The organism is Ruegeria sp. AB9 (assembly GCF_056542585.1).
Window position 1 is genome coordinate 672,163 of the sequence record NZ_JBQGAA010000001.1, and the last position, 16,949, is coordinate 689,111.

Genomic DNA, 16,949 nt, shown 5'->3' on the forward strand with positions numbered 1-16,949 from the left:
GTGGAGAACAGGGCAAATGGCGCAAAAGACGCTTTTGAAAGGGCGCGTTCTGAGTTTCACGGGCTCGCCGTTTGAAGGAAAGCCGACCGAGGCCACCCGGCTGGACGAAGCGGTTGTAATCGAAGACGGCCGAATTGCCGATGTCGGCAGAGTTGATGTGCTGGCCCATGCCCATCCTGACGCGGTTGCAAAGGATCACGGTAAACGCTTGATCATGGCTGGTTTTGTTGACCCGCATGTGCATTACCCGCAGACAGCGATGATTGCCAGTTGGGGCAAGCGGCTGATCGACTGGCTGAACACCTATACCTTCCCGGAAGAGATGAAGTTTGGCGATCCCGACTATGCAAGTGAAATCGCCAATCGCTATCTGGATCTGACCACCGCGCACGGAACGACAACCATGTGCAGCTTTTGCACAATCCATCCCGAAAGCGTGGATGCGTTCTTTGCCGCAGCGCAACAACGCGGGCAGCGTGTGGTCGCGGGCAAGACCTGTATGGACCGCATTGCGCCCGAGGGCCTGTGCGACACCGCACAGACGGCTTATGACCAATCGGCTGCCCTGCTTGAGAAATGGCATCGTATCGACCGGTTATCCTACGCCATCACTCCGCGCTTTTCGCCGACCTCAACCCCGGAACAGCTTGAGGCGATGGGCGCGCTCTGGGCCGAGCATCCGCATTGCCTGATGCAAACCCATCTGAGCGAGCAAACGGACGAAATCGAATGGGTCCGGTCTTTGTTCCCCGAGGCACGGGATTATCTGGACACCTACGAGAAATTCGGGTTGCTGGGGCAGAACGGCCTGTATGGGCATGCCATCCATCTGGAAGACAGGGAACGGGATCGACTGCGCGAGGTCGATGCATCCCTCATCCATTGCCCTACGTCCAACACCTTCATCGGGTCTGGTCTGTTTGACATGAATGGGCTGATCCATGATGGCCACAGGATCGGCCTGGCCACAGATACCGGCGGCGGGTCCAGCTTTTCGATGCTGCGCACCATGGCGTCCGCCTATGAAATCGGGCAATTGCGGGGGCAACCGCTGCACCCTGCGCAATTGCTGTGGCTGGGCACCGTCGGATCGGCGCGGAGCCTGCGGATGGACGATTGCATCGGCAATATCGCCCCTGGGATGGAGGCAGATCTGGTTGTGCTCGACCTCGCCTCGACTCCTGCCATCGCTCAGCGCGAGGCCCATGCCGAGGACATTTGGGAGGCGACTTTCCCGACCATCATGATGGGCGATGATCGGGCTGTGACCGAGGTTTGGATCGGCGGGCGGCAGGCGGTTTAATCCTGCAACGCCCGGGCAAGCGTATTTTGACGTTCAATCACGCGCGGCAGATCAATCGTTGTGATCTGTCCATCACGCACGACCTGACGGCCTTCAACAAACAGATGTTTCACCGTCATGGGCCCCGCCAGAAGCAAGGCCGCCGGATCCCAACTACCGGCACTTTCGATGCAGCGCGTATCCCACACCGCGATATCCGCGCGCTTTCCGGGCATAAGCCGTCCGCAATCGGGACGCCCCAACACATCGGCTCCGCCGCGCGTCGCAATCTCCAACGCTTCGCGGGCTGACATGGCATCGGCACCATTGGTCACCCGTTGCAGCAGCATCGCCTGCCGGGCTTCAAGCATCAGGTTGCCATTGTCGTTGCTGGCCGAACCGTCCGCTCCAAGACCAACCTTTACACCTGCATCCCGCATCGCTCGTACCGGCGCAATGCCCGAACCCAGACGACAATTTGAACAAGGACAATGAGCGACACCGGTTTTTGTGCGAGAAAACAAATCTATCTCGGACCCGTCCAGCTTGACACAATGCGCGTGCCAGACATCCGGACCTGTCCAGCCCAAATCCTCAACATACTGACCGGGGCGACACCCGAACTGCGCCTGCGAATAGGCGATATCCTCGTCATTTTCGGCTAGGTGGGTATGCAGCATCACAACCTTGTCCCGAGCCAGCAATGCGGCATCGCGCATAAGATCCCGGCTGACGGAAAACGGCGAACACGGGGCAAGGCCAACGCGGCACATCGACCCTTCTGACGGGTCATGGAATGCGTCAACAACTCGGATCATGTCGTCCAGAATGGTAGTTTCCTTTTCCACCAGACTGTCCGGCGGCAGGCCTCCGTCACTTTCACCAATGCTCATCGCACCGCGCGTCGGATGGAACCGCATCCCCAGTTCGGACGCGGCAGCAATCGTGTCCTCCAGCCGTGCGCCATTGGGATAGAGGTAGAGGTGATCGGAACTGAGTGTGCACCCCGACAGCGCCAGTTCCGCTAAGCCGATCTGGGCCGAGGTGAACATCTCTTCCGGTCCGAACCGCGACCAAATCGGATAGAGAGTTTTTAGCCATCCAAACAGCAAAGCGTCCTGCCCGCCCGGAACTGCGCGGGTCAGCGTTTGATAGAGGTGGTGATGGGTGTTCACAAGGCCGGGCGTCACCAGACAGCCCTTGGCGTCGTGAACCTCACCTTGAGTCTGCAACCCCTGCCCGATCTGCGCAATTTGCCCGTTGCGGACCAGAATGTCCGCTTGGGACAATTCCTGCCGGGAATCGTTCATCGTCAGGATCAGATCGGCGTTCTTGAGTAAGGTTTCTGTCATATCGCGCTCCTGCATCTGCCCGTTTCATGCAAGGAGAGCGCGGGCCGGCGGAAAACGGGCTCAAGAACCGGCTATAGTCGGTGTAGCCGCCATGGGCGTGCACGGCAACAAAATTCAGAATTGGCGCAATATCTGAAGCGCTGCGGCGTGAAGGTCCGCATTTGCCGCAGCTAAGGCCCGACCACCTTCATGCGCCGGGCCGCCCTGCCAATCGGTCACAATCCCTCCGGCCGCCTGTATTACGGCGATGGGCGCCTGAATGTCATATGAATTCAAGCCCGCCTCTATCACCAAATCCGCCTGCCCGGCGGCAAGAAGCGCATAGGCGTAGCAATCCATTCCATAGCGCGTCAGTTGCACCTGCCTGGAGACGGCCTGAAACCCTGCCTGGTCCTTCGGGGTGCCGACCTCGGGAAATGTGGTGAACAGAGTGGCTTGATCAAGTGTCTTGGTATCGCGCGTTTGCATTTTGCTGGTGCCCAGTGGACCGGTCAGTTGAGCCCCAAAAGGCGATCCAACAAAGCGCTCTCCGATATAAGGCTGATCGATCACCCCGATAAACGGCCCATCCTGATCGCTCAGCGCAATCAGAATCCCCCAGGTTGGTGTGCCACTGATAAACCCGCGGGTCCCATCGATGGGGTCCAATACCCAAGTGCGGCCACTAGTGCCCTTATGCTCACCGAACTCTTCGCCCAGAATACCGTCATCCGGGCGCTTCCGCGCCAGAACCTCTCGCATCGCCTGTTCTGCGGCGCGATCAGCCACTGTGACCGGGTCAAACCCGTCGACCAGCTTGTTGGAAGTTTCAAGATTTGTTTGACGAAAGAAAGGAAGTATGGCCGCGCGCGCTGCTTCGGCCATTTCTTCGGCAATTTCAATGTCGCTCAGTGTCGTCGGTTGCATGGCCCTGAGGTGCGAGCAATCCGCGACAATGTCAAGTCAGTCAGGCGACGTCGCTGAGAACCCGCGCCAGCTCAAACAGGCGGCGACGCTGGTTTTCCGGAATCGCATAGTAAGAGCGCACCAGATCCAAAGCTTCTTTGTCACCCATCAGATCAGCAGGAACAGATTTCTTGTCCGCATCGCTTTTCTGGGTTTCTTCCAGACCTTCGAAGAAAAAGCTGACAGGTACATCCAATGCCTCGGCGATGTCCCAAAGGCGGGATGCACTGATTCGGTTGGCACCGGTCTCATATTTCTGGATTTGCTGAAACTTGATACCAACTTGCTGCGCCAACTGCTGCTGGGTCATGCCAATCAGCCAGCGGCGATGCCGAACGCGCTTGCCCACATGGACATCGACGTGATGAGTCATTGGTATTCTCCTATACTACACAAACATCTGTACGGGATTTCGCGACGTCCGATATCGCAATTTTAGAGAGCTCCCCTTAACCGCTCCCTAATTCGGACTGTACCGCCCCCCGTTTACAGCACTGATTGTTTATAATGCCTGTTTTGAGTTTTTTTTCAAGAAGGTTGAGTCAAATACCCATTACAGGGATTTGTGGTTGTATTGCCTTGAGTCTTTACAAACCTTTTTACCTGCAACTCGAGTCCGCGCCCCGAAACTCTGGTCGTTTTCACCCGCCTCAGCAAATGAATTGACTTTTCTGACAGCACACGCGCCTATGCCCGAAACAGATGAGGAGCCGTATGCGGGCCTATTGCATTCCATCCGACGGGGCGTCCGCCCAGCTTTGTGACGTGAACATACCAGAGCCGGGGAAAGGCCAGGTGCGGGTCGCGATAAAAGCATGTGGCCTGAACTTTGCCGATCTGCTGATGCAGAAGGGTACGTATCAAGACACCCCCCCTGCCCCATTCACATTGGGCATGGAGATTGCCGGTGTCGTGGATACGGTCGGACCCGGCGTTTCAACTCTGAGACCCGGAGACCGGATTGCGGTTTATTCAGGTCAGGGTGGGTTGGCAGAATACGGCGTGTTCGATGCGGACCGCGCGATCCCGCTGCCGGACTCCACCAGATTCGAAGATGCAGCCGCCATCCAGATCGCATATGGCACAAGCCACATGGCCCTTGATCACAGGGCGCGCTTGCAACCTGGCGAAACTCTTCTGGTCACAGGTGCCGCAGGTGGTGTAGGCCTGACTGCTGTCGAGATCGGAAAACTGATGGGCGCTACGGTCATCGCGCAGGCACGTGGCGATGACAAGCTCGCCGTTGCCCGCGCCGCGGGGGCGGATCATCTGATCGATGCCTCGGAAAACCTCCGTGATCGGGTCATATCGCTGGGGGGCGCGGACGTCGTCTATGACGCAATCGGCGGGGAAGTGTTCAAGGCCGCTTTCCGCGCGACAAATCCCGAAGGACGCTTGCTGCCCATTGGATTCGCCGGGGGCGACGTCCCGCAGATCCCAGCCAATCATCTGCTGGTCAAAAACCTGACTGTTATCGGGGTGTATATCGGCGGGTATCTGAAGTTTCGCCCCGAAGCTGTGCGCAACAGTTTCGACACCCTGTTCAAATGGCATTCAGAAGGCCGGATCAAACCGCACATCAGTCATGTCCTGCCACTTGAAGAAGCCGCACACGGAATGCAGCTGCTGAAAGAGCGTAGATCGACAGGCAAGATCGTGATCACCCCCTGATCGCGATCACCCAACTACTGCCCGCAACTGCGTACCACCCAGCAACCTGAAGTTCTGACGCACCAACTGGGCCAGAGCCTCGACAACCGCATCCCGGCCCGGCTCCCCACCATAAAGGTTGATCATATGCGCAGGCAAATCCGGCAGAGCACCACCCGAGTCGATCTGTTCAAGATGCGCGGCCTCGGTCCCATCCAGCATTGCGTGAACTGCAAGATCGGCACTGACCGTGGCTTCAATTGTGCGGTCGTTTTCGGTTTCCACCGACAGCTCCCACGGTATTCCGGCAGCATCCAGCGCTGAAATGACCTGAGGCCTGAACAGACAGCGACGTCCAAGCGCCAGAGGCAACGGACGCTTACGCCATGAAGATCCGCCCGGAGCGCCAATCCAGCGCAACGGAAGTTCTGCAATGGTCTCTGCACCATCGGTCGAAGATGGTTCTGTCGTCAGGATCACATCACATTCGCCGCGCTTGTACATGTCTTTCAATTGCAGTGAATAAGATGACACCAACTGCACCCTGACACGCGGGAAATCAGCATTGAACCGCTGCAGAACCCGCGGGATCGCGGGGTAGACTATGTCATGTGGAACGCCCAGAACCACCTCGCCCTCAAACGCCTGGTCGGTGAGTTTTGAGATTACCTCGTCATTCAGGGCAATCATGCGGCGCGCGTAAGCCAACAGTTGCTCACCGGATGCCGTAAGGGCAATTGTTCTGCCGCTGCGATCCAGCAACTCCAGGCCCAGCAGCTCCTCGAGCCGCTTCAATTGCATAGAAACAGCAGATTGCGTCAGGTGCAAAAATCCGGCGGCGCGCGTGACGCCGCCCTGATCCGCAACCGCTACAAAGGATCGCAGGGTGGTAATGTCCAAATTTCGCATCTTCACGATTCCTTATGCGTTCCATCAAAAATATTCGTTTTCAAAATATGTCACACTCCCCCATATCAATCAAGGAAATTGATGATAACTGGCGAAACCATCGGGAAAGCAGAAAGGACAAGTTATGACCCAACTCGCAATCCATCACCCTTGCAAACCAGCCAAACGATCTTTGGTTTCACGGATTTCTCAAGCGTTCGAGCTGTCTAAACAGCGGCGCAAGCTGGCACAACTGGACAGCGCCATGCTTGAAGATATCGGGGTGACCCGAGAAGAAGCATCTGCAGAGGCAGAACGCTATTTCTGGGATGCACCTCAATTCTGGAAAAGATAACTGTGAAACTTATAATTTTAAGGCGATAGGTGACCTTCAGTCGCCTGTCGCTATTTTTGTTGCGTGTTTTAGTCGGTTTTCGGTCGGAATCTCTTGAAACACAGCCACTAGTTGCCGATATTTAGAGAGAAAACCGCCCCGCTCAGCCGGGGCGATCTAACTTGACGAATAGGGAGACCCTTTGATGGCACAATTCGACACGATCCGGACGGTATCCGGCGCGCGCGCCGCCGAGATTGATCAGGGCCTGCGCGCCCATATGAACAAAGTATACGGCACAATGTCCGTTGGCATGCTGATCACTGCATTGGCGGCATGGGCCATTGCCGGTCTGGCTGTCACCAGCGATCCGACCAACGCGGTCGCACAGATCGGCGCAGATCGCTATCTGACAAGCCTGGGTGGCGCGCTGTTCCTGTCGCCACTGAAGTGGGTGGTCATGTTCGCACCGCTGGCCTTTATCTTCTTTGGCTGGGGCGCCCTGATGCGCCGTGGCTCGGCCGCGACTGTTCAGCTTGGCTTCTTCGCCTTTGCGGCCGTGATGGGCGTCTCGATGAGCTCGATCTTCATGGTCTTCACGCCGTATTCGATTGCTCAGACCTTTCTGGTGACCTCGATCGCCTTTGCTGGGCTGAGCCTGTACGGGTATACCACCAAGCGTAATCTCAGCGGAATGGGCACCTTCCTGATGATGGGCGTGATCGGTCTGCTGGTTGCGATGATCATCAACCTGTTCCTGCAGTCTGGCGTTATGATGCTGGCCATTTCGGCCATCGGCATCCTGATCTTCGCCGGCCTGACCGCGTTCTACACGCAGGACATCAAGAACACCTACGTCGCCCATGCCGCGCATGGCGATCAGGAATGGCTGGACAAAGCGGCCTTTGACGGCGCGCTGAGCCTGTACATCTCGTTCCTGAACATGTTCCAGTTCCTGCTGATGTTCATGGGGCAGCAAGAATAGGCCTTCGCGGTATATGAATTGGTTCGGGGCCGGTCACTGACCGGCCCTTTTCTTTGCACACCAAAATTCTGTTGCCCCAAAATGTAAAACCCCGCTGATTAGGCGGGGCTTTTTATTGCTGGAAAAAATGACTGCCTAGCTGCAGTTGAGCGGTATGGCAAAGCCGGAACTCTTTTCGGACGTTCCTTTGCGGAAAACATCACCCGCTGGCAGGCAACCGGTGAAGCGCTCGGTCTCTTCTGCAAAACCGACGCCAATCGAATTGTCCACCTTTACGCTATCGGTGGGCGTTCGCAGTACACCGAACAAAGTCCCGTTGACACTAACAGTGCTGAGGAACAGGTTCGTGTCACTGCCTTGCAGTTGAACCGCATTGTTCGGCGTCCGCCCGCCATTGTCGATGGCAACCGATGCCACCTTGGAAGGATCTACCTCGTCAACCAACAATGTGACTGCCCGCAATTCTGCCAGCTCTGCAGGAACGTTGGTCGCATCTGGTAGAAAGGAAACAGCTCCGGGCACGTCTGAAACCGTGCGCGGTTCGCCATCGATTCCAGTAAACCCGACACCTTCGCGGTTAAATGGGTCTTCACAAGCCGCCAGGGTCAGAACGGCTATTGTGGACAACAAGATTTTTTTCATGGCGGTCAACATTTTGTGGCGTTTTGCTGAAGCGTACTTGCAGGTCACCACAAAAAGCAAGCCGCCGGAGATGCGATTACACCAAACGCTGATGCGCCACTGCAACGGACACCGCAGGCTGCCACCCGTCGGATAACAGGATCAAGAATTTAAAAAGGGCTCTGTCAAACAGAGCCCTTTTCAGAATGTCCATATGGAACGGCAGATTACTTGATCTTGCCTTCCTTGTACTCGACATGCTTGCGAACGACCGGATCGTATTTACGAATGGTCATTTTCTCAGTCATGGTGCGCGCGTTCTTTTTGGTCACGTAGAAGTGGCCCGTGCCCGCGGTCGAGTTCAGACGGATCTTGATTGTCGTCGGCTTCGCCATGGTTATCTCCTGCGTCCGGAAAGGCAGGGGCCTTTCGGTTGAATTCCTATGAGCGTGCGCTTTTACGCGCTGCACCGCCTATGTCAAGACCAATCGGATGATACCGGTTCAGGAATTGGGTGCAGGTTCAACCAGGCAGGGTTGGAGCACCCATATACGTGTGAATCTGGTCTCTTTCTGCGTCTGAAAGGCCCAATGCGGTGGACAATTGCCGCAGATAAGATGCCTCGCGCGTGTTATCCAGACGGATCGCGGCCAGAGATGTTGCATAAACCTGCGCGCCTAGCGGGGCACCAGAATCAGCCGCCAGCCCCATCACATCTATCGGAGCGTTCAGTTGTTCCTGAACAAAGGCGCGTTCTTCATCGCTGATGTCCTCGCCCAGTTCGCCCAGGATCGTTTCCTTTTCCTGCTCATCCAGCTCACCATCTGCTTTGGCTGCCTGGATCATCGCCCGCAGCATCAGTTTGGCCTGAGCTTCCATCGCGGCACCTGCTGGCGTTCCACCAAATACAGCGTCCATCATGTCAGTTGTTTGTTGGCTTCCCGTTTTCGCGGCACCTTGCATGGCGTTCAACAACCCGCCCAGACCAGCGGCACCAGCGGCCGTGCCGCCCAACCCCATTTTACCTATCATGTCCTGCAGGCCTGTCGCGCCACCGGGTAGGCCGAATTGCTCGGCCATTTTGCCCAGCTGGTCGATGCCAAAACCGCCGCCTGCGCCCTGCATCATGTCCTGCAGGCCAGCCATTCCGCCCATCTTCTGATACTTATCCATGCCTTTGGCCGCAGCAAAACCGATAGCCACCGACGCAAGGGTTTTCATAAAGCTCATAACTAACCTCCCGGTTCTTCAAATTCGTGCCGCAAGTCTAACAGCCGAATGTAAACACGAATACCGTGTTCAACCCCTGCGCGATTGACGTTCCTGATAACGTCTGGCGAAGGCGTGCAATTCACCATCATGTTTGTACATATCACGGATTCGTGATAGGTTCGCGCATCCAAGAAGTCGAATTCAGGCTCGAAGGCAGAGGCAGCGCGAACGGGCTCTACCCGCAACGAGCAGGGTTGTTTTGCACGATTTTTCTTGGGGGGCTATCATGACAGAATGGGTTATTCAGGCCGAGGAACTGGCCAATTGCAATTGCAATTTCGGTTGCCCGTGTCAGTTCAGCGTGCTTCCGTCTCACGGCAACTGCGAGGCGGTTGTCGTATTCGACATCCAAAGCGGCCACTACGGCGATACAGATCTGTCCGGAGTTCGGGCAGCCGGCGTCTATTATTGGCCAGGACCAATCCATGAAGGCAATGGTCAGATGCAGCTGATCATCGATGAAAGCGCTACAACCGATCAACGGGCCGCGCTTCAGGCCATCATGACGGGCGAAGACACCGACGAAATGGCAACCATGTGGTACGTCTTCAGCGCAATGTCACCAACAAAACATGAAACGCTTTATGTTCCGATCGAACTGGATTGGAATCGTGAAGAGCGGAGCGGGTACGCCAAGGTTGCCGGGGTCTTCGATGTCAAGGTCAATCCGATCCCACATATCGTATCGGGTGCGCCTCACCGCGCATCGATTCAACTGCCGAATGGTTTTGAATACCGCCACGCCGAGGCTGCATCGGGCACGGCTAAAACAACGGGCGGTCAGATCAGTCTGACCTTCGACGCGACTCACGCGCATCTGGCACATCTGAATATCTCGGGCCACGGCGTTCTGGGCGCTTAGGCGGAGACTTCTTGTGGCCATGCAGAACATATCGCCCCAGGCCGGTGCGGTTGAGCGGTTGCTGAGACAGGACAATGCGATTGTTCTGGGAAGTGTCCTGCTGATTTTTCTTGCGGCTATCTGGTACACAGTGGCGGGCATCGGAATGAACATGTCAGCGGTCGAGATGACCCGCATGGCCGGCCCGATCGGACAGCCCATGCAAATGGGCTCTGGGTCCGCCTGGAGCGCAAGCTTTGCCTTGCTTATCTTTCTGATGTGGTGGGTCATGATGATCGCCATGATGACCCCGAGCGCTGCACCTGCCGTTCTTCTGTTCGCCGCGATCAAGCGGATGGGACCTGAAAAGGACCGCACGGCAACGTTCAGCCTGTGCTTCCTGACAGGTTATTTGGTTGCCTGGGGCGTGTTCAGCCTGGCTGCAACTGCGCTGCAATGGGGGTTGGAATATATTGGGCTGTCAGACGGACCGATGATGACGATCAACTCCGGAGTCTTCGCAGGGAGTGTTCTGCTGGCTGCGGGTTCCTATCAGTTTTCAGGTTTTAAGAACGCATGCCTACGCCACTGCCAGAGCCCCGTACGATTCTTGGCGGATCACAACCAACCCGGAATATTCGGTGCGTTCCGAACTGGTGCCATGCACGGCACGTATTGCCTGGGGTGCTGCTGGGCCCTGATGCTGTTGCTGTTCGTGGGAGGGATCATGAACCTGTATTGGATCGCGGGCATTGCCGCTTATGTCGCGCTGGAAAAGCTCTTGCCCAGCGCCCGTTGGCTTGTTCCGGTGACAGGCGTAGCCCTGATCAGCGCAGGTCTTTGGTTTATCACCGCACCGTTGTTTTCTGGCACCTGATTTTAATCGGCCCGGGGTCGGCTGACTGAAAGACCCAGCAAGGATTTGATAAAAACGGAGGTACCAATGCCTATTTTCATTACTTACGCATCTTATTCGCAGACTGGCGTCAAAGGCATGCTGCAAAAACCCGAAAATCGCACCGGTCCGGTGAAGGCTTTGCTGGAAAAAGTCGGCGGCAGGCTGCTGTCCTTCTATATGACGACCGGCAGCAACGACGTCGTCGTGATCAGCGAAGCACCGGATGGAACGGATGCTGTGGCCGTAGGCATGGCTGTCGCGGCATCGGGCGCGGTAAGCGACATAGAGACGGTTCGTGCCTGGACCGCGGACGAGTTTACCTCGGTCGCAGAGAAAGCCGCGAAGTTGACAGGGGCGTACACACCGCCCGGAGGATAAGGAATTACGCGCGGAGGGCCTGTAAGCCGGATCTTGTTCCGGGGTTGCCCCCTTCGATGACCATTCCTCTAGACCGTGCATTGCTGCACGGCTCAAGCTGCCAACCCGGTCCCTCTCGGCCAAGACGCGCTTAGCGGTGGTATCGGCAGACGCCGACCATCCCGCGCGGGGACCCTATTTGGCATTGCTCCCGGTGGGGCTTGCCGTGCCGCCACTGTTGCCAGCGGCGCGGTGGGCTCTTACCCCACCGTTTCACCCTTACCGCACGAATGCGGCGGTCTGATTTCTGTGGCGCTTTCCGTCGGGTTTCCCCGCCCGGGCGTTACCCGGCACCGTTGCCTTGTGGAGTCCGGACTTTCCTCTCGGGCCTAGCGACCCCAGCGGCCATCCGACCCTCCGCGCGAAGACCCAATTATTCGTCATCATTCCATCGGTCAACGCCAAAACGAGAGCCAAGCTCACGCGCCATTGCCAGTTTATCCGGTCCGAACCCCCGGAATGCCGGTGCAAACCTCTGGCAAAATGCATCGAGCACCGACAGAGACGGCAATTCATCTACACTGTAGCCAAAACGGGCCAGATCGCAGCCAAATTCCCTTAGTCGCTCAGGTGTTGCAAAGCCCTTTTCAGCCTTCGCTGCACTGACCTCTGGCCAAACTGACAGTCCTGCACGCGCCAATCTCTGCCAGTCAAACTTCCAACCCGGGTCTTTTTTTCGACCCGGAGCCATGTCCGAATGGCCGATAACCGCTTCGGGTGCGATTTCCCATCGCGCCAAAATGTCCCCAAGCAGAGTCTCAAGAATAACCATCTGTGGTTCTGAAAATGGGTGATCACCGCGATTGTCCAGTTCGATCCCCACCGAGCGCGAGTTGATGTCGTCCTTGCCATCCCACTCCCCTGCCCCAGCGTGCCAGGCGCGGTCTTCTTCATGCACCATTTGCCAAAGGGTGCCATCACCACCAATCAGGTAATGCGCCGAAACCTCAGAAGCCGGATCGCACAAGCGATCCAATGCTGCTTTCGCAGTATCCATCGCCGTGTAATGGATCACGATCAAACTCGGCGTCAGCCCATCTCGGCGCTCACCGAAATTGGGTGATGGATGCCAGATTGGCGTCAGCGGATCAGTTGTTGACAGCACTGCGGAACGGGCTGGGATCCCAGCCACACGCGTAGCCGTCGCCATCCGGGTCAAGTCCCTTGCGGTCGCGCTGAGGGCCGCCATTGGACAAAAACTCGATCTGCGCCTGATCCGGCGACGGGAATTGAGCACAATTCCGTTGCGCTTTGGCCTGAAGGTTAAATCCTGAGCGGCTATAGAGTTGTGTCCCCACGGGATTGGACGTGCTCAGCGCGTATTGCACAATGTTCGTCTGGCCGCCCGCTGTGCGTTCGGGCACTGCGGTCGGGGTCACAAGCTCATAGGTCTGGCTGTTCTGTTCTATCCGGGCGGCATCAGTTTCGATGCTGCGACGCTCGGACACTGCAGCGAAATCCTGTTCGTCCGAAATTGCGCCGTTGCTCGACAAGGGCACCGCCGCCGCTGTGGAAGGCGTTTGCCCAGACGTGCTGGCCAACGCAGCTGCCGCCTGGTTGGCAATGTCGGCATTCTCACCTGTGGCAACAGTTGCCGTACCCGGAGCGCCCAACGGTTGTTGTGAAACATCAACCGGAGCCAAAAGCGGGTTGCCCACCGCACCCTGACCTGCCAATTGAGCCTCTCGCTGCGCCTGGTATTCAGGCGTGTTGAAACCTGTGCTGGTCAGCGGCGCCACGTCCGTGCACGCTGCTGCCAGTGTCAGTACGGGCACAAAAAGCAAAACGCGCATTGTCTGGCTCCGTTTCTAGGTATTCGGTCGCCCGAGGCTTACCACCATTTCCCGGGCTTGGCCACAAACCCGGCGGCGTTCTCCAGCGCGTAGGCGGTGTTGAGCAGATCACCCTCTTCCCACGGTCGTCCAATCAGCTGCAAACCCAGCGGAAGACCTTGTGCATCCAGACCCGCAGGGACCGAGATACCGGGCAATCCGGCCAGGTTAACGGTTACCGTAAAGACGTCGTTCAAATACATTTGAACAGGATCCGCTTCAGTCATTTCACCCAGACCGAAGGCTGCCGATGGGGTCGCCGGGGTCAGAATCGCGTCGACTCCGGCCGCGAACACGTCTTCGAAGTCTTTCTTGATCAGGGTTCTGACACGGCGCGCGCGGTTGTAGTAGGCGTCATAGAAACCTGCCGAAAGCACATAGGTTCCGACCATCACACGGCGCTGCACTTCGTGGCCGAACCCTTCAGCACGGGTCTTTTCGTACATCTCGGTGATGCCATCGCCCTGCGCCAACTGTGCGCGGCGGCCATAGCGAACACCATCGTAGCGGGCGAGGTTCGAGGACGCCTCGGCCGGAGCGATCACATAGTAGGCGGGCAGCGCATACTTCGTATGCGGCAGCGAGATATCGACAATCTCAGCGCCTGCATCTTTCAACATCGCTGCACCATCGGCCCAGAGCTTTTCAATTTCCGCAGGCATACCGTCCATACGGTACTCTTTAGGAATACCGATCTTCTTGCCTTTGATATCGCCGGTCAGCATCGCCTCGAAATTCGGGACGGCCAGTTCGGCACTGGTCGAATCCTTGGCGTCATGGCCGCACATGGTTTCGAGCATTATCGCCGCGTCGCGAACGTTCTTGGTCATCGGGCCGGCCTGATCCAACGAAGACGCGAAGGCCACGATGCCCCAGCGCGAGCAGCGGCCGTAGGTCGGCTTGATACCGGTGATGCCAACAAAAGCGGCAGGCTGGCGGATGGAACCGCCCGTATCGGTACCTGTCGCCGCAAGGCACAGGTCAGCTGCCACAGCGGATGCCGATCCGCCGGACGAGCCGCCCGGCGTCAGCTGCGCATCATCATTGCCACGACGCCACGGGCTGACCGCGTTTCCATAAACCGATGTTTCGTTGGACGATCCCATGGCGAATTCGTCCATGTTCAGCTTGCCCAGCATGACTGCGCCTGAGTCTGCCAGCTGCTGCGACACAGTGGATTCGTATTCCGGCTTGAAACCTTCAAGGATGCCCGATGCTGCTTGCGACGGCACGCCTTTGGTGCAGAACAAATCCTTGATGCCGATCGGCAGGCCGCACATTGACGGCGCATCGCCGCCCTTGATCCGCTCATCCGCTACCTTTGCGCGTTCCAGCGCGATTTCGGGCGTCTTATGGACAAAAGCGTTCAGCGCATCTGCCTCGTCAATGGCCTTCAGGCAAGATTCGGTCAGCTCGACTGAAGTGACATCACCTGCACGCAGCGCGTCGCGCGCCTCAGCCAGGCCCAGTTTGTTCAGATCGCTCATGTTTACTCCACCACTTTGGGGACCGCGAAAAAGCCCTCGCGCGCGTCAGGGGCGTTGGCCAGCACCTTATCTTGCTGGTTGCCGTCAGTGACCTCGTCCTGACGACGCTTCAGGCGCATCGGCTCGACCGAAACCATCGGCTCGACGCCTTCGACATCCACTTCGTTCAGTTGCTCGATGAACCCAAGGATGGTGTTGAACTCGGATGCCAGCGCCGGCAGCGCGTCATCCTCGACCTTGATCCGGGCCAGTTTGGCCACTTTGGCGGCGGTGCTTTGGTCAATCGACATCGGCTTCCCTCATCTACGTTAAGGGGCGTTTACCCTTCTGTTGCGGCAGTCGCAAGACCGCTGCGCCAAAGGCAGGCCCGAGTTTCGAATTCCCCGATCTTCACCTGCTATTCAAAGCTGAATGAGTGGTATGCGAAAAAGTAAACTGATTAGTTCATTATGGAGCTTGAATTCTGAACTGTACTGTTCATTTTAATTATGCGACACAACGCAAACCGGAGAAAAAAACATGAAACCCCTGATGACAGCCGCAGTCTTGTCCGCCACGTTTTTGGCCGCACCGGCCATGGCTTTGGGTATCGACACAAGCAACCTGACACGCACGTTGACCTTCCCGCCCCCTATCGCGGAACCGGTCACGCAGGATCAGGTTAAACCTGCCAAGTGATGGGCAGGTTCCGGCCGGGTCAGACATCCCCTCTCTGACCCGGCCTTATTGCATTTTCGAGGATGCACATCCCACGGCAAGTCGTTAGCATAACTGCGAATACCAAACAGAACTACTCCGAAATTTTGTAGTTCAGGCAAGCCAGTGGAGCAGATAATGAGCGCGCAAAAACAAGCGGTTCTGGACGCAATCGACGCAGCCAATGCAAATGACCCCAATCTCGACAATGGTCGCCCAGAAGCGCTTCTTTATGGCGAAAGGATGAGTTCCGAGTTAAGCCGCTTGTTTCCGGACGCTTCCGATGCCCTTCAAATCGCCGCGCGCGGTCAGCATGTAGAGCGGTGGAAACTTGCGCGCAGTGAGTATCCGGAAGGCCGGGCAGGCTATCTGGCATGGCGCAAGGCGCAGGGGGTTCATCACGCGGACGTGGTGATGAATTTGATGACCCGAGAAGGCTACGATGCAGATCAGGCTGAAGCCGCAGGGCGCATGTTGCGCAAACAGGGCATCAAACGCGACGAAGAGGTGCAGGCGCTGGAAGACGTGATCTGTTTTGTGTTTCTGAAATGGTATTTCCAACCCTTTGCCGCAAAGCACTCCGCCGAGAAAATCCAGCGCATCGTCGAAAAAACTGCCCGCAAGATGTCACGCGAAGGCCGCGCACGGGCATTGAGTGAATTCGACCTGCCCGACCATCTGGCCGCAGCATTTCAGGACTAAACAAGAACCTGCGTGATTTCCCCAACCGCTTTTCATTTCTCTGGGATGATCTCAAGAAGCCATCCCACCGTATCCTCATGACCCGTGATCATTGGCGAAACGGCCCCTTATGAGGGCCGTACGATACACCTCGATCATCCAGCCGAGCATAATGGCATTCAGGATATGCCACATGAAATGCGTTCCTAACGGCCATTGCCCACAAACCGGCAAATCCAGCGCACGGAGAGTGATCGACAGGATCAGGATCAATGCGCCGATTGTCATCCCCTTGGCCAAATTCGGATCACGGCGCCTCAGCAGGAGCGCGTAGATCAGGATCAGCAAAGGGACCGGCGCATAAACCGCCGACCCGCCAAGCCCTGGAACCAGTTGGAACAGTGGTGCGGCGGCAGCCGCATAGGGAAGAAACAGCAGTGTTCCTCCAAATGCCATCCCAGGGGACATCCACCAGATGTCTCTGTTCACTGCAAATATATAGACCAGAATGAACAGAAGGATCGGCACAACATCTGCAAAGGCCGCCCAGACCTGCGCATGTGTGTGAAACAAATAGCTGCCAATCCCGATCATCGCCAAAATCACGACCAGAACCATGGCCAGCGGCATGCCCTGATTGCGCACGCGTCGCCACATGATCCAGGCGGCAATCAGAAAGGCCGCGTTTGTGATCGCGTTAATTGGCTCGGCCCAATAGCCCGGCGACAAGCGTTCACAATAGCCATCAATTTCTCGAATCCAGTCCAT

General features: G+C 57.0%; 21 protein-coding genes and 1 other RNA gene. 9 read left to right on the forward strand and 13 right to left on the reverse strand.

Features of this window, described 5'->3' with window-relative positions:
* Nucleotides 1-16 precede the first annotated feature (16 nt).
* Nucleotides 17-1,303, forward strand: coding sequence for a guanine deaminase (gene guaD, locus ACR0K5_RS03430; protein WP_480628330.1), 1,287 nt, complete (start codon nt 17-19; stop codon nt 1,301-1,303).
* Here the strand turns inward: guaD and ACR0K5_RS03435 are convergent.
* The 3 genes from ACR0K5_RS03435 to ACR0K5_RS03445 form a co-directional block, all read right to left on the reverse strand.
* Entirely contained in the window at nt 1,300-2,634 is a 1,335-nt protein-coding gene (locus ACR0K5_RS03435) for an 8-oxoguanine deaminase (protein ID WP_480628331.1), read from the reverse strand. The genes guaD and ACR0K5_RS03435 overlap by 4 nt on opposite strands.
* 114 nt (nt 2,635-2,748) lie before the next feature.
* The gene (gene hisN / locus ACR0K5_RS03440) at nt 2,749-3,540 is read right to left on the reverse strand and encodes a histidinol-phosphatase (protein WP_480628332.1); all 792 of its coding nucleotides are present in this window, start codon (nt 3,538-3,540) and stop codon (nt 2,749-2,751) included.
* 40 nt (nt 3,541-3,580) lie between these two features.
* Nucleotides 3,581-3,952, reverse strand: a complete 372-nt coding sequence (locus tag ACR0K5_RS03445) for a helix-turn-helix domain-containing protein (RefSeq protein ID WP_170588513.1) — start codon at nt 3,950-3,952, stop codon at nt 3,581-3,583.
* A gap of 341 nt (nt 3,953-4,293) precedes the next feature.
* Between ACR0K5_RS03445 and ACR0K5_RS03450 the strand changes: the two genes are divergently transcribed.
* Nucleotides 4,294-5,250 carry an NADPH:quinone oxidoreductase family protein gene (locus ACR0K5_RS03450; protein ID WP_480628750.1) on the forward strand — a complete coding sequence of 319 codons (957 nt, stop codon included), beginning with the start codon at nt 4,294-4,296 and terminating at the stop codon, nt 5,248-5,250.
* 6 nt (nt 5,251-5,256) lie between these two features.
* On the opposite strand, the gene ACR0K5_RS03455 is transcribed toward ACR0K5_RS03450, so the two are convergent.
* Entirely contained in the window at nt 5,257-6,138 is an 882-nt protein-coding gene (locus ACR0K5_RS03455; RefSeq protein WP_480628333.1) for a LysR family transcriptional regulator, read from the reverse strand.
* Between the two features lie 124 nt (nt 6,139-6,262).
* Here ACR0K5_RS03455 and ACR0K5_RS03460 point away from each other — a divergent pair, with 124 nt between their 5' ends.
* Nucleotides 6,263-6,472 carry a DUF1127 domain-containing protein gene (locus ACR0K5_RS03460; RefSeq protein WP_480628334.1) on the forward strand — a complete coding sequence of 70 codons (210 nt, stop codon included), beginning with the start codon at nt 6,263-6,265 and terminating at the stop codon, nt 6,470-6,472.
* 184 nt (nt 6,473-6,656) lie between these two features.
* The gene (locus ACR0K5_RS03465; protein ID WP_480628335.1) at nt 6,657-7,436 is read left to right on the forward strand and encodes a Bax inhibitor-1/YccA family protein; all 780 of its coding nucleotides are present in this window, start codon (nt 6,657-6,659) and stop codon (nt 7,434-7,436) included.
* A gap of 135 nt (nt 7,437-7,571) precedes the next feature.
* Here ACR0K5_RS03465 and ACR0K5_RS03470 read toward each other — a convergent pair whose 3' ends face one another.
* The 3 genes from ACR0K5_RS03470 to ACR0K5_RS03480 all read right to left on the reverse strand — a co-directional run bounded on the left by ACR0K5_RS03470 (nt 7,572) and on the right by ACR0K5_RS03480 (nt 9,287).
* Nucleotides 7,572-8,078, reverse strand: a complete 507-nt coding sequence (locus ACR0K5_RS03470; protein ID WP_480628336.1) for a hypothetical protein — start codon at nt 8,076-8,078, stop codon at nt 7,572-7,574.
* A gap of 206 nt (nt 8,079-8,284) precedes the next feature.
* The gene (gene rpmG / locus ACR0K5_RS03475) at nt 8,285-8,452 is read right to left on the reverse strand and encodes a 50S ribosomal protein L33 (protein ID WP_037309480.1); all 168 of its coding nucleotides are present in this window, start codon (nt 8,450-8,452) and stop codon (nt 8,285-8,287) included.
* 127 nt (nt 8,453-8,579) lie between these two features.
* On the reverse strand, nt 8,580-9,287 hold the full coding sequence (locus ACR0K5_RS03480; RefSeq protein ID WP_480628337.1) for a DUF533 domain-containing protein: 708 nt from the start codon (nt 9,285-9,287) through the stop codon (nt 8,580-8,582).
* Between the two features lie 268 nt (nt 9,288-9,555).
* Here ACR0K5_RS03480 and ACR0K5_RS03485 point away from each other — a divergent pair, with 268 nt between their 5' ends.
* The 3 genes from ACR0K5_RS03485 to ACR0K5_RS03495 all read left to right on the forward strand — a co-directional run bounded on the left by ACR0K5_RS03485 (nt 9,556) and on the right by ACR0K5_RS03495 (nt 11,446).
* A complete protein-coding gene (locus tag ACR0K5_RS03485) occupies nt 9,556-10,191 on the forward strand; it encodes a DUF1326 domain-containing protein (protein ID WP_480628338.1) in 636 nt (211 codons plus the stop codon).
* Between the two features lie 19 nt (nt 10,192-10,210).
* Complete coding sequence (locus tag ACR0K5_RS03490; protein ID WP_480628339.1) at nt 10,211-11,047, forward strand: DUF2182 domain-containing protein; 837 nt, start codon at nt 10,211-10,213, stop codon at nt 11,045-11,047.
* 66 nt (nt 11,048-11,113) lie between these two features.
* A complete protein-coding gene (locus tag ACR0K5_RS03495) occupies nt 11,114-11,446 on the forward strand; it encodes a GYD domain-containing protein (protein WP_480628340.1) in 333 nt (110 codons plus the stop codon).
* A gap of 6 nt (nt 11,447-11,452) precedes the next feature.
* Here ACR0K5_RS03495 and rnpB read toward each other — a convergent pair.
* The 5 genes from rnpB to gatC form a co-directional block, all read right to left on the reverse strand.
* Nucleotides 11,453-11,846, reverse strand: an RNA gene (rnpB, locus tag ACR0K5_RS03500) — RNase P RNA component class A.
* Nucleotides 11,847-11,858: 12 nt separating this feature from the next.
* On the reverse strand, nt 11,859-12,482 hold the full coding sequence (locus ACR0K5_RS03505; RefSeq protein WP_480628341.1) for an N-acetylmuramoyl-L-alanine amidase: 624 nt from the start codon (nt 12,480-12,482) through the stop codon (nt 11,859-11,861).
* A 91-nt stretch (nt 12,483-12,573) separates the two neighbouring features.
* Nucleotides 12,574-13,278 carry a hypothetical protein gene (locus tag ACR0K5_RS03510; RefSeq protein ID WP_480628342.1) on the reverse strand — a complete coding sequence of 235 codons (705 nt, stop codon included), beginning with the start codon at nt 13,276-13,278 and terminating at the stop codon, nt 12,574-12,576.
* 38 nt (nt 13,279-13,316) lie between these two features.
* Nucleotides 13,317-14,804 carry an Asp-tRNA(Asn)/Glu-tRNA(Gln) amidotransferase subunit GatA gene (gene gatA / locus ACR0K5_RS03515; RefSeq protein ID WP_480628343.1) on the reverse strand — a complete coding sequence of 496 codons (1,488 nt, stop codon included), beginning with the start codon at nt 14,802-14,804 and terminating at the stop codon, nt 13,317-13,319.
* Nucleotides 14,805-14,806: 2 nt separating this feature from the next.
* Nucleotides 14,807-15,094, reverse strand: coding sequence for an Asp-tRNA(Asn)/Glu-tRNA(Gln) amidotransferase subunit GatC (gene gatC / locus ACR0K5_RS03520; RefSeq protein ID WP_050602932.1), 288 nt, complete (start codon nt 15,092-15,094; stop codon nt 14,807-14,809).
* Nucleotides 15,095-15,323: 229 nt separating this feature from the next.
* Here gatC and ACR0K5_RS03525 point away from each other — a divergent pair, with 229 nt between their 5' ends.
* Together ACR0K5_RS03525 and ACR0K5_RS03530 are read left to right on the forward strand one after the other, a co-directional pair.
* Nucleotides 15,324-15,482 (forward strand): hypothetical protein, encoded by a 159-nt coding sequence (locus ACR0K5_RS03525; RefSeq protein WP_480628344.1) that lies wholly within the window; start codon nt 15,324-15,326, stop codon nt 15,480-15,482.
* 156 nt (nt 15,483-15,638) lie between these two features.
* Nucleotides 15,639-16,202: a DUF4202 domain-containing protein gene (locus ACR0K5_RS03530; protein WP_480628345.1), complete on the forward strand. Its 564-nt coding sequence runs from the start codon at nt 15,639-15,641 to the stop codon at nt 16,200-16,202.
* A 75-nt stretch (nt 16,203-16,277) separates the two neighbouring features.
* On the opposite strand, the gene ACR0K5_RS03535 is transcribed toward ACR0K5_RS03530, so the two are convergent.
* Nucleotides 16,278-16,949 (reverse strand): ceramidase domain-containing protein, encoded by a 672-nt coding sequence (locus ACR0K5_RS03535; RefSeq protein WP_480628346.1) that lies wholly within the window; start codon nt 16,947-16,949, stop codon nt 16,278-16,280.

Bases quoted from the DNA above. Each gene is read 5' to 3' on its own strand.
- ACR0K5_RS03435 (WP_480628331.1), bottom strand. From the start codon at position 2,634: ATGACAGAAACCTTACTCAAGAACGCCGATCTGATCCTGACGATGAAC.
- ACR0K5_RS03455 (WP_480628333.1), bottom strand. From the start codon at position 6,138: ATGCGAAATTTGGACATTACCACCCTGCGATCCTTTGTAGCGGTTGCG.
- gatA (WP_480628343.1), bottom strand. From the start codon at position 14,804: ATGAGCGATCTGAACAAACTGGGCCTGGCTGAGGCGCGCGACGCGCTG.
- ACR0K5_RS03530 (WP_480628345.1), top strand. From the start codon at position 15,639: ATGAGCGCGCAAAAACAAGCGGTTCTGGACGCAATCGACGCAGCCAAT.
- ACR0K5_RS03495 (WP_480628340.1), top strand. From the start codon at position 11,114: ATGCCTATTTTCATTACTTACGCATCTTATTCGCAGACTGGCGTCAAA.
- ACR0K5_RS03465 (WP_480628335.1), top strand. From the start codon at position 6,657: ATGGCACAATTCGACACGATCCGGACGGTATCCGGCGCGCGCGCCGCC.
- ACR0K5_RS03510 (WP_480628342.1), bottom strand. From the start codon at position 13,278: ATGCGCGTTTTGCTTTTTGTGCCCGTACTGACACTGGCAGCAGCGTGC.
- ACR0K5_RS03485 (WP_480628338.1), top strand. From the start codon at position 9,556: ATGACAGAATGGGTTATTCAGGCCGAGGAACTGGCCAATTGCAATTGC.
- ACR0K5_RS03535 (WP_480628346.1), bottom strand. From the start codon at position 16,949: ATGGACTGGATTCGAGAAATTGATGGCTATTGTGAACGCTTGTCGCCG.
- ACR0K5_RS03490 (WP_480628339.1), top strand. From the start codon at position 10,211: ATGCAGAACATATCGCCCCAGGCCGGTGCGGTTGAGCGGTTGCTGAGA.
- ACR0K5_RS03445 (WP_170588513.1), bottom strand. From the start codon at position 3,952: ATGACTCATCACGTCGATGTCCATGTGGGCAAGCGCGTTCGGCATCGC.
- ACR0K5_RS03460 (WP_480628334.1), top strand. From the start codon at position 6,263: ATGACCCAACTCGCAATCCATCACCCTTGCAAACCAGCCAAACGATCT.
- ACR0K5_RS03505 (WP_480628341.1), bottom strand. From the start codon at position 12,482: ATGGATACTGCGAAAGCAGCATTGGATCGCTTGTGCGATCCGGCTTCT.
- ACR0K5_RS03450 (WP_480628750.1), top strand. From the start codon at position 4,294: ATGCGGGCCTATTGCATTCCATCCGACGGGGCGTCCGCCCAGCTTTGT.
- ACR0K5_RS03470 (WP_480628336.1), bottom strand. From the start codon at position 8,078: ATGAAAAAAATCTTGTTGTCCACAATAGCCGTTCTGACCCTGGCGGCT.
- gatC (WP_050602932.1), bottom strand. From the start codon at position 15,094: ATGTCGATTGACCAAAGCACCGCCGCCAAAGTGGCCAAACTGGCCCGG.
- ACR0K5_RS03480 (WP_480628337.1), bottom strand. From the start codon at position 9,287: ATGAGCTTTATGAAAACCCTTGCGTCGGTGGCTATCGGTTTTGCTGCG.
- rpmG (WP_037309480.1), bottom strand. From the start codon at position 8,452: ATGGCGAAGCCGACGACAATCAAGATCCGTCTGAACTCGACCGCGGGC.
- guaD (WP_480628330.1), top strand. From the start codon at position 17: ATGGCGCAAAAGACGCTTTTGAAAGGGCGCGTTCTGAGTTTCACGGGC.
- hisN (WP_480628332.1), bottom strand. From the start codon at position 3,540: ATGCAACCGACGACACTGAGCGACATTGAAATTGCCGAAGAAATGGCC.
- ACR0K5_RS03525 (WP_480628344.1), top strand. From the start codon at position 15,324: ATGAAACCCCTGATGACAGCCGCAGTCTTGTCCGCCACGTTTTTGGCC.